3 protein-coding genes and 1 pseudogene are annotated in these 8774 nt (G+C 75.9%); 2 read left to right on the forward strand and 2 right to left on the reverse strand.

Features of this window, described 5'->3' with window-relative positions:
* Both BG452_RS24240 and BG452_RS24245 read right to left on the reverse strand, forming a co-directional pair.
* On the reverse strand, nt 1–171 hold a 171-nt coding region (locus BG452_RS24240; RefSeq protein WP_262986041.1), incomplete at its 3' end, for an NAD(P)-binding domain-containing protein.
* Nucleotides 168–1301, reverse strand: a complete 1134-nt coding sequence (locus BG452_RS24245) for an acyltransferase family protein (protein WP_188306478.1) — start codon at nt 1299–1301, stop codon at nt 168–170. The genes BG452_RS24240 and BG452_RS24245, both read right to left, overlap by 4 nt.
* A gap of 244 nt (nt 1302–1545) precedes the next feature.
* On the opposite strand from BG452_RS24245, the gene BG452_RS24250 reads away from it, so the two are divergent.
* Nucleotides 1546–4455 carry a type I polyketide synthase gene (locus BG452_RS24250; RefSeq protein ID WP_188306479.1) on the forward strand — a complete coding sequence of 970 codons (2910 nt, stop codon included), beginning with the start codon at nt 1546–1548 and terminating at the stop codon, nt 4453–4455.
* A gap of 54 nt (nt 4456–4509) precedes the next feature.
* Nucleotides 4510–8774 (forward strand): annotated as a pseudogene (locus BG452_RS24255) (type I polyketide synthase); the annotation flags it as partial.

Raw genomic sequence — 8774 nt, forward strand, 5'->3', positions numbered from 1 at the left:
CTCGGCGGGGGTCGCGGCGCGGTGGGCGCCCCGGGCGGCCGGGCCGTCGGCGCGGGCGGCGGTGCGGTTCCAGACCGTGGTGGGGTGCCCGGCGCTCAGGAAGGCGTCGGCGAGGGCCGTGCCCATCAGGCCGAGGCCGAGCACGGCGACGGGGGTGCGGGTGGTGGTCATGGGGTTTCCCTCCGGTCGGCGGTGGCGAGGAGTTCGGCGGGCCGGGCGCGGCGCGGTCCGTTCAGGACGCGCACCATCGGCTCCTCGACGAAGGTGTGCAGCAGCCAGGCGGCCGCCAGCGAGGCGGCGGCCAGGACGACCGTGTACAGCGGCCGGCGGAGTCCATCGGCCGTGCCGTAGGGGTCGAGCAGCGCGTCGCCGTGCTCGATCACCAGGTAGTGCGTCAGGTAGAGCGTCAAGGAGAGCGCCCCGAGCCGCTCGGCCAGCGGGTGGGCGAGCCAGGACGGCCGGTCCAGCCGGTCCGCGTTGGCGGCTCCCGCGATCAGCGCGGCCAGGGGGAGGGCGGTGATCGCGGCGACGCCGAACAGCAGCGGGGAGGCGTGGTCGAGCGGGTAGAGCAGCGCGAAGGCGGCGGCGCCGTGCCAGGTCCGTACGCGGTCGAGCCGGCCCTCCTGGACCAGCCGGGCCAGCACCATGCCGAGCAGGAACTCCGGTATCCGGGTGGGCGGGAAGGTGTAGCCCAGCCAGATCTGACGCAGCGTCAGTCCTAGGCCGAAGGGCGGCCCGCCGAGCAGCGGCCGCGCCGCCGTGAGCAGCAGCGGGATCAGCAGGATCGCGGCGACGGCCGCCGCGGCCCAGTGCCAGAGCCGCTCGGAGCGGATCGCGGCCGTTCGCCGTGCGATGACGGGGAACAGCAGGTAGAAGGCCAGGTCGCAGCAGAGCGACCAGGACACCCCGTTCACCCCGGGGTCGAGCAGGTCGAAGCCGGGCGACCAGGTCTGGACGAGCAGCGCGTTGGGCAGCCAGGCCCGCAGCGGCACGGTCTGCCCGGCGGCCGCGAGCAGCAGCACGCCGGCGAGCAGGGTCACCAGGTGGGTGGGCATGATCCGGGCCGTCCGGCGGCGCCAGAACACCCGGACCGGCTGGTCCGGCCGCCACGCCCAGGTCAGCAGGAAGCCGCTGAGCAGAAAGAAGAACGTCACCGCGGCGAAGCCCAGCCGGAGCAGGGTGGCGCTCTCGCCGTGCCCGTGGGTCCAGATCAGGCTGGAGTGCTGGGCGACCACCGCCGCGGCCGCGACGAAGCGCAGGCCGGTGAGCGAGGGCAGCCGGGACGACCTGCCGAGTGCCAAGAGTGGTCCCGAGATATCGGATTGGGTGGGGAGGGCTCGGTGATCGTATCCGAACATGCCTGGAGGAAAGGCATTGTGACGTTGCCTCGGAAACGCCGGGCCGATTGCATGCTCTGCATACTTTCCTGGTCGAAATGTTGACGGCGGGTCAGATCTGATAGAGATCAGCTACCCGGCTAGGGTGCGTCCGCGATCGTCCGACGTCGCGCCGCCCTGCCCGCCCGACCCAGGACCGGAGACCCACGTGGCCGACAATGACACCCTGCGCCAGTACCTCAAGCGCGTGGTCGCCGACGCCGTCGACACCCGGGAACGGCTGCGGGCCCTGGAGGAGCGGCAGTCCGAACCGGTCGCGATCATCGGCACCGCCTGCCGCTACCCCGGCGGCGCCGACTCCCCGGAACTGCTCTGGAAACTGGCCGCCGACGGCGTCGACGCGGTCGGCGGATTCCCGGCGAACAGGGGCTGGCCGCTCGACTCCCTGTTCCACCCCGACCCCGACACCGTCGGCACCAGCTACGTCGAACAAGGCGGATTCCTGTACGACGCCGATCGATTCGACGCCGAATTCTTCGGCATGTCCCCGAGAGAGGCCCTCAGCACCGATCCCCAGCAGCGCATTCTGCTGGAAATCGCCTGGGAGGCCTGCGAACGCGCCGGAATCGCGCCCGAGACCCTCCGCGGCAGCCGCACCGGGGTGTTCGCCGGAGTGATGTACAACGACTACGGCAGCCGGCCCCACCTGCCCCGCGAGGACTTCGAGGGCTACCTGTTCAGCGGCAGCGCCCCCGGCATCCTCTCCGGACGACTCGCCTACGCCTTCGGCCTGGAGGGCCCCGCCGTCAGCGTCGACACCGCCTGCTCCTCCTCGCTCGTCGCCCTCCACCTGGCCTGCGCGGCGCTGCGCCGCGGCGAGTGCGACCTCGCCCTGGCCGGCGGCGTGACGGTGATGGCCACCACCGCCGCCTTCGTCGGCTTCTCCCGCCAGCGCGCCCTCGCCCCGGACGGGCGGTGCAAGGCCTTCTCGGCGTCCGCCGACGGCGTCGGCTGGGGCGAGGGCGCCGGGCTGCTGATGCTCGCCCGGCTTTCCGACGCGCGCCGGGACGGCCGACGGGTGCTCGCCGTGGTCCGGGGCTCGGCCGTCAACCAGGACGGTTCCTCCAACGGCCTCACCGCGCCCAACGGCCCCGCCCAGGAACGGGTGATCCGCGCCGCCCTCGCGGACGCCCGGCTGACCACCGAGGACATCGACGCGGTCGAAGCCCACGGCACCGGGACGGCGCTCGGCGACCCGATCGAGGCCCGGGCCCTGCTGCGCACCTACGGGCAGCGCTCGCCGGGGCGGCCGGTGTGGCTGGGCTCGCTCAAGTCCAACCTCGGGCACGCCCAGGCCGCCGCCGGGGTGGGCGGGGTGATCAAGACGGTGGAGGCGCTGCGGCGCGGCCGGCTGCCCGCGACGCTGCACGCCGAACAGCCCTCCCCGCACGTGGACTGGGACTCGGGGGCGCTCGCCCTGCTCACCGAGGCCCGCGACTGGCCTGCGGTCGACCGTCCGCGCCGGGCGGCGGTGTCCTCCTTCGGGCTCGGGGGGACGAACGCGCACGTGATCCTGGAGGAGGCCCCGCCGGAGGAGCCGGTCGAGCCGTCGGTCGTGCTGCCGGTGGTGCCGTGGGTGCTCTCGGCGCGCTCCGCCCCGGCCTTGGCGGAGCGGGCGCGGGACCTGCTGGCGCTGGTCGGCGGCCCGGGGGCGGTGCCGGACCACCGGGATGTCGCCCGGGCGCTGGCCGTCACCCGGGCGGCGCTGCCGTACCGGGCGGCGGTGGTCGGCCGTACGGCTGCCGAACTCATCGACGCGCTGGGCGAGTTGGCCGGAAGGGTCGGAACGGACGGGGTCCGGCGGGCGGAGGGGGAGGCGCGGACGGTCTTCCTGTGCCCGGACGGGGACGGGCCCGGTTCGAATGCGGTGGCTGAACTCCGTTCCGCCTTCCCGGTGTTCGCGGCAGCGTACGACGAAGCGGCCGCGGTTGCCGGGGCGGCGGGCGGGTTCGCCGGGCAGGTGGCGCTTCACCGCCTTTACACGGCTTGGGGATTGAGGCCGGTGGTGGTGGGTGTGGGGAGTGGCGAGGTGGTGGCCGCCCACCTGGCCGGGGTGCTCTCCGCGCCGGACGCGGTGGCGCTGCTCGCGGCCCGCGGGCGGTTGCTCCGGCAGGGCGACGACCCGGCGGCCCGGGCGGAGTTCCGGCGGGAGGTTTCGGCGCTGGCCTTCGCCGCGCGGACCTCGCCCCCGGGGTCGGCGGTGAGCGGTGGTGAGGAGCGCGTCGAGTGGTGGGCGGATGCGGAGGCCTGGGCCGAGCGCGCCCTGGCGGGGGAGGGGCCGGTGACGGAGGGGCCGGCAGCGGAGGGGCTGGGGGGCGTGCTGGTGGCCGCGGTCGGGGAGGACGCGCCGCATGCCGTCGTACGGGCGCTGGCCGATCGGTACGTGGCCGGGGCGGCCGTCGACTGGTCCGCCTTCTTCGCGGGGACCAGCGCCCGGCACGTCGACCTGCCGACATACCCGTTCCAGCGTGAGCGTTACTGGCTGGAGCCGACCACACCGGCGAATCCCGGGGTCCCGCCCGCTTCGTCCGCTCAGTCCGCTCAGTCTGCCGCGGCGACGGTCGACGCGGGAGCGCTCGCCCGGCGCGTCGCCGAGCTGCCCGCCGGGGAGCGGCGCGCCCAGCTGCTGGACGCGGTGCGCACCGAGGCGGCGGCCGTCCTGCGGATCGCCGACCCGGCCACCATCGAAGTGTCCCGCCCCTTCCGGGAGTTCGGCTTCGACTCGCTCACCGCCGTCCAGCTGCGCAACCGGCTGGCCGCACTCGCCGGGATCGAGCTGCCGGTCACCGTGCTGTTCAACCACCCCACCCCGGACGCGGTGGCCGACCTGCTGCTCGACCGGCTGGCCGAGAGGAACGGGCCGGACCAGCTCACCGTGCTCGCCGAAGTCGACCGACTGGAGGAGGCGTTGGCGAGCCTGCCGGTCGGCGGCGCGGACCTCCTCGCCGTCACCGAACGTCTGCGGGAACTGCTCGACCGCTTCGGGCGGCTGGAAACCGCCACCAAGGACGAGCTGTTCGACCTCATCGACAACGAGCTCGGCCGGGCCCGGAGCTGACAGCACCGGTCGGTTCCGGAGCTGACAGCACGCCCGCCGAGAGAGGAATCCACCATGTCGGACGAGGAGAAGCTCGTCGACTACCTGCGCTGGGTCACCGCCGACCTGCGCGAAGCACGCCGCCGGATCGCCGAACTGGAGTCCGCGCAGCAGCAGTTGACCCGGCCCTCGCCCTCGCCCTCGGGCGAGCCGATCGCGATCGTCGGCATGGCCTGCCGCCTCCCCGGCGGCGTCGCCTCGCCCGACGACCTGTGGCGGCTGGTGCTCGACGCCCGGGACGCCGTCACGCCCTTCCCCACCGACCGCGGCTGGGACCTCGACGCCCTCTACGACCCCGACCCGGCCGTACCCGGCACCTCCTACGCCCGCGAGGGCGGCTTCGTGGACACCGCCACCCGCTTCGACGCCGGGTTCTTCGGCATCTCCCCGCGCGAGGCCACCGCCATGGACCCGCAGCAGCGGCTCCTGCTGGAGACCGCCTGGGAGGTGTTCGAGCACGCGGGCATCGACCCGACCACCCTGCGCGGCACCGACGTCGGGGTGTTCGCCGGCGCCACCGAGCAGTCCTACCTCGGCCCGGACACCCCGGCCGAGTACGAGGGCTACCTGCTGACCGGGCGCCTGGGCAGCGTGGTCTCCGGCCGGATCGCGTACACCTTCGGCTTCCACGGCCCGGCCGTCACCGTCGACACCGCCTGCTCCTCCTCGCTGGTGGCCCTGCACCTGGCCGTACGCTCGCTGCGCGACGGCGAGTCGACGCTGGCCCTGGCGGGCGGGGTGACGGTACTCGCCTCGCCGCTCGGTTTCGTCGACTTCGCCCGGCAGCGCGGCCTGGCCCCGGACGGCCGCTGCAAGTCCTACGCCGCGGCGGCCGACGGCACCGGCTGGGCCGAGGGCGCCGGGCTCGTCCTGCTGGAGCGGCTCGCCGACGCCCGCCGCCACGGTCACCGGGTGCTCGCGGTGGTGCGCGGCACGGCCGTCAACCAGGACGGCGCCTCCAACGGGCTGACCGCGCCCAACGGCACCGCCCAGGAACGGGTGATCCGCGGCGCCCTGGCCGACGCCGGACTCACCCCCGCCGAGGTCGACGCCGTCGAAGGACACGGCACCGGCACCAGGCTCGGCGACCCCATCGAGGCGCAGGCCCTCCAGGCCGTCTACGGCGCGGACCGGCCGGTCGGACGACCGCTGCTGCTGGGCTCGGTCAAGTCCAACCTCGGGCACGCGACGGCCGCCGCCGGGATCGGCGGGGTGATCAAGACGGTGCAGGCACTGCGGCACGGCGTGCTGCCCCCGACGCTCCACGTGGACGGGCCGACCCCGCTGGTCGACTGGCCGTCCGGCGGGGTCGAACTGCTCACCTCGCGGCGGCCCTGGCCCCCGACAGGTCGGCCGCGCCGCGCGGGTGTGTCCGGGTTCGGCGTGAGCGGGACCAACGCCCACGTGCTGCTGGAACAGGCACCCGAGGCTGAACCCGTGTCTGAGCCCGCGCCCGAACCCGCGCCCGAGGCCCCGCCACTGCCCGCCGTCCCCTGGCTGCTGTCCGCCGCGACGGCGACCGGCCTGCGCGCCCAGGCCGCCCGGCTGCTGGAGCACCTCGAACGCCACCCCGGAACCTCACCCCGGGAGGTGGCCGAGACCCTCGCCACCGGCCGCGCCGCGCTCAGGCACCGGGCCGCCCTGGTCGGCGCCGACGAGGACACCCTGCTGCGCGGCCTGCGCGCGCTCACCGACCGGCCGGACGGGGAGTCGGACCGGGAGCCCGTCCGGCCGGGGCGGCTCGCCTTCGTGTTCCCCGGGCACGGTTCGCAGCGCCCGGAGCAGGGGCGCGGACTCCACCGGGCGTTCCCGGCGTTCGCGACGGCCTTCGACGAGGTCTGCGCCGCGCTGGACCCGCACCTGTCGGCGCCGCTCGGCGAGGTGCTGGACGGCGGGGGAGCCCTGGAGCGCTTCGGGTACGCGCAGGCCGCGGTGTTCGCCTTCGAGGTCGCGCTGTTCCGGCTGCTGGAGTCCTTCGGGGTGCGGCCCGACGTGGTGGCCGGGCACTCGGTCGGCGAACTAACCGCCGCCCACGTGGCCGGGGTGCTGTCGCTGCCGGACGCCGCGACCCTGCTCGCCGTCCGCGGCCGGCTGGTCGAGGCGCTGCCCGCCGACGCGGCGGTGGTGGCGCTGGAGGCCTCCGAGGCGGAGGCGGTCGAGCTGCTGGCGCGGCACGGCGAGCAGGTGTCGCTGGCGGCCGTCAACGCGCCGGCGTCGGTGGTGGTGTCCGGCGCCGCCGAGGCGGTGGGCGAGGTCGCCGCCGAGGTCGAGCGGCGCGGCCGCCGGGTGCGCCGGCTGACGATCAGCCGGGCCGTGCACTCGGCCGGGCTGGACGCGATGCTCCCGGAGTTCCGGCGGGCGGTGGCGGGCGTCCGGCTGGCCGCGCCGACGCTGCCGCTGGTCTCCACGGTGACCGGTCGCCTCGCCACCGCCGGGGACCTGTGCTCCCCGGACCACTGGAGCGCCCAACTGCGCCGCCCGGTGCGCTTCCTGGACGCCGTCCGCACCCTGGCGGCCCAGGGGGTCGGCGTGGCGCTGGAGGTGGGGCCGGACGCGGTGCTGTCGCCGCTGATCGGTGCCTGCCTGGACGGCGGCGACCGGCAGGTCACGGCACTGCCGAGCGTACGGGCGGGTACCGCCGAGGCGCCCGGCCTGATCGGCGCGCTGGGCGCGCTGTGGGCGGCCGGGGTGCCGGTCGACTGGCGTACGGTCCTCGGCCCGCCGCGGCGGACGGGGGCGGCCGAACTGCCGACGTACCCGTTCGAGCGGCAACGGTACTGGCTGACGCCCTCCCGGACCGTGCGGAAGGCAGTCGGCCGGGCGCTCGGACACCCGCTGCTGACCGGCGTCACGGAACTGGCCGGGCGCGGCGAGCTGGTGTTCGCCGGCCGGCTGCCCGGCGGCTCGCCGGCCGAGCTGGTGGAACTGGCCCTGCGGGCGGGGGAGGAGGCCGGGTACGGCGTGCTGGACGACCTGGTGGTGGACGAGCAACGCGCGGCGGTGGAAGCACAGTTGGTGCTCGCCCCGGCGGACGGTGACGGCCGACGGGCCTTCACGGTCCACACCCGGGCGGGGGAGAGCGGGGCCTGGGCGCCGTCCGCCTCGGGCGCGCTCAGCCGGGGTGCCGCCCGGCCGGTCGCGGATGGTGCGGCCTGGCCGCCGCCGGGCGCGGAGACGCTGGACACGGACCTCGACGGGGTGACGGCGCTCTGGCGGACGGACGGGGAGCTGTTCGCCGAGGTGGCCCTCCCGGAGGAGGCGGACGACTGGGGCCTGCCGCCGGAGCTGCTGGACGCGGTGCTGCGCTGCACCGGCCCCGGGCTCGCCGCCGAGTGGCGCGGGGTCCGGCTGTACGCCGCCGGCGCCACCTTGGTACGGGCCCGGATCAGCCCCGGGCCGGACGGTACCGCGCTGCGGCTGACCGACCCCGTCGGCCGTCCGGTCGCCTCCGTGGACGCCGTGGTCCTGCGGCCGCCGGCCGGGCGCGACCAGGCGGCCGAGGCGGAGCGGGCCCGGGCGCGGGACGGGCTGTTCCAGGTGGACTGGGTGCCGGTCACCCCGCCGGCCTCGGTGCCGCCGTTGACCTGGGCCGTGCTCGGCGCCGGGCCGACCACGCCCTTGGGTCGCAGGGTCGAACACCTCGCGGAGGTACTGGACACGATCGGCGGGTACGACGCCGTGCTCGCCCCGCTGACGCCCGTGGCCGGCGCCGACGTTCCGGCGCAGGCTCATCAACTGGCTTTGAGGGCAATGGAGTTGGCCCAGACCTGGCTGGCGGACGAACGCGCCGCCACCGTGCCGCTGGTGGTCGCGACCAGCGGAGCCGTGGCCGGGGCGACCGACCCGGCGGCCGCCACCGTGTGGGGTCTGCTGCGCTCGGCCCAGTCCGAGGCCCCCGACCGGATCGTCCTCGTCGACCTCGATCTCGACGGCGACCCGGCCGCCACCGCCGCCCTCCCCGGGCTGCTCGCCTCCGGCGAACCCCAGGCGGCGATCCGGGCCGGCCGCCTCCTGGTCCCGCGTCTGGCCCGGGCCGTGCCGATGACCCCGTCCGACACCGGAACCCCGTCCGACACCGGAACCCCGACCATGCCCACCGGCGGCACTGTCCTGCCCGCCCGCCGCACCGTCCTGCTCACCGGCGGTACCGTCCTGCTCACCGGCGGTACCGGCGCCCTCGGCGCGGTGTTCGCCCGCCACCTGGTACGCCGCCACGGCGTGACCCGCCTGCTGCTCACCGGCCGGCGCGGGCTCGCGGCCCCCGGCGCGCCCGCCCTGGT

It is taken from the genome of Streptomyces sp. CBMA123 (assembly GCF_014596465.1).
Classification (GTDB): Bacteria; Actinomycetota; Actinomycetes; order Streptomycetales; family Streptomycetaceae; genus Kitasatospora.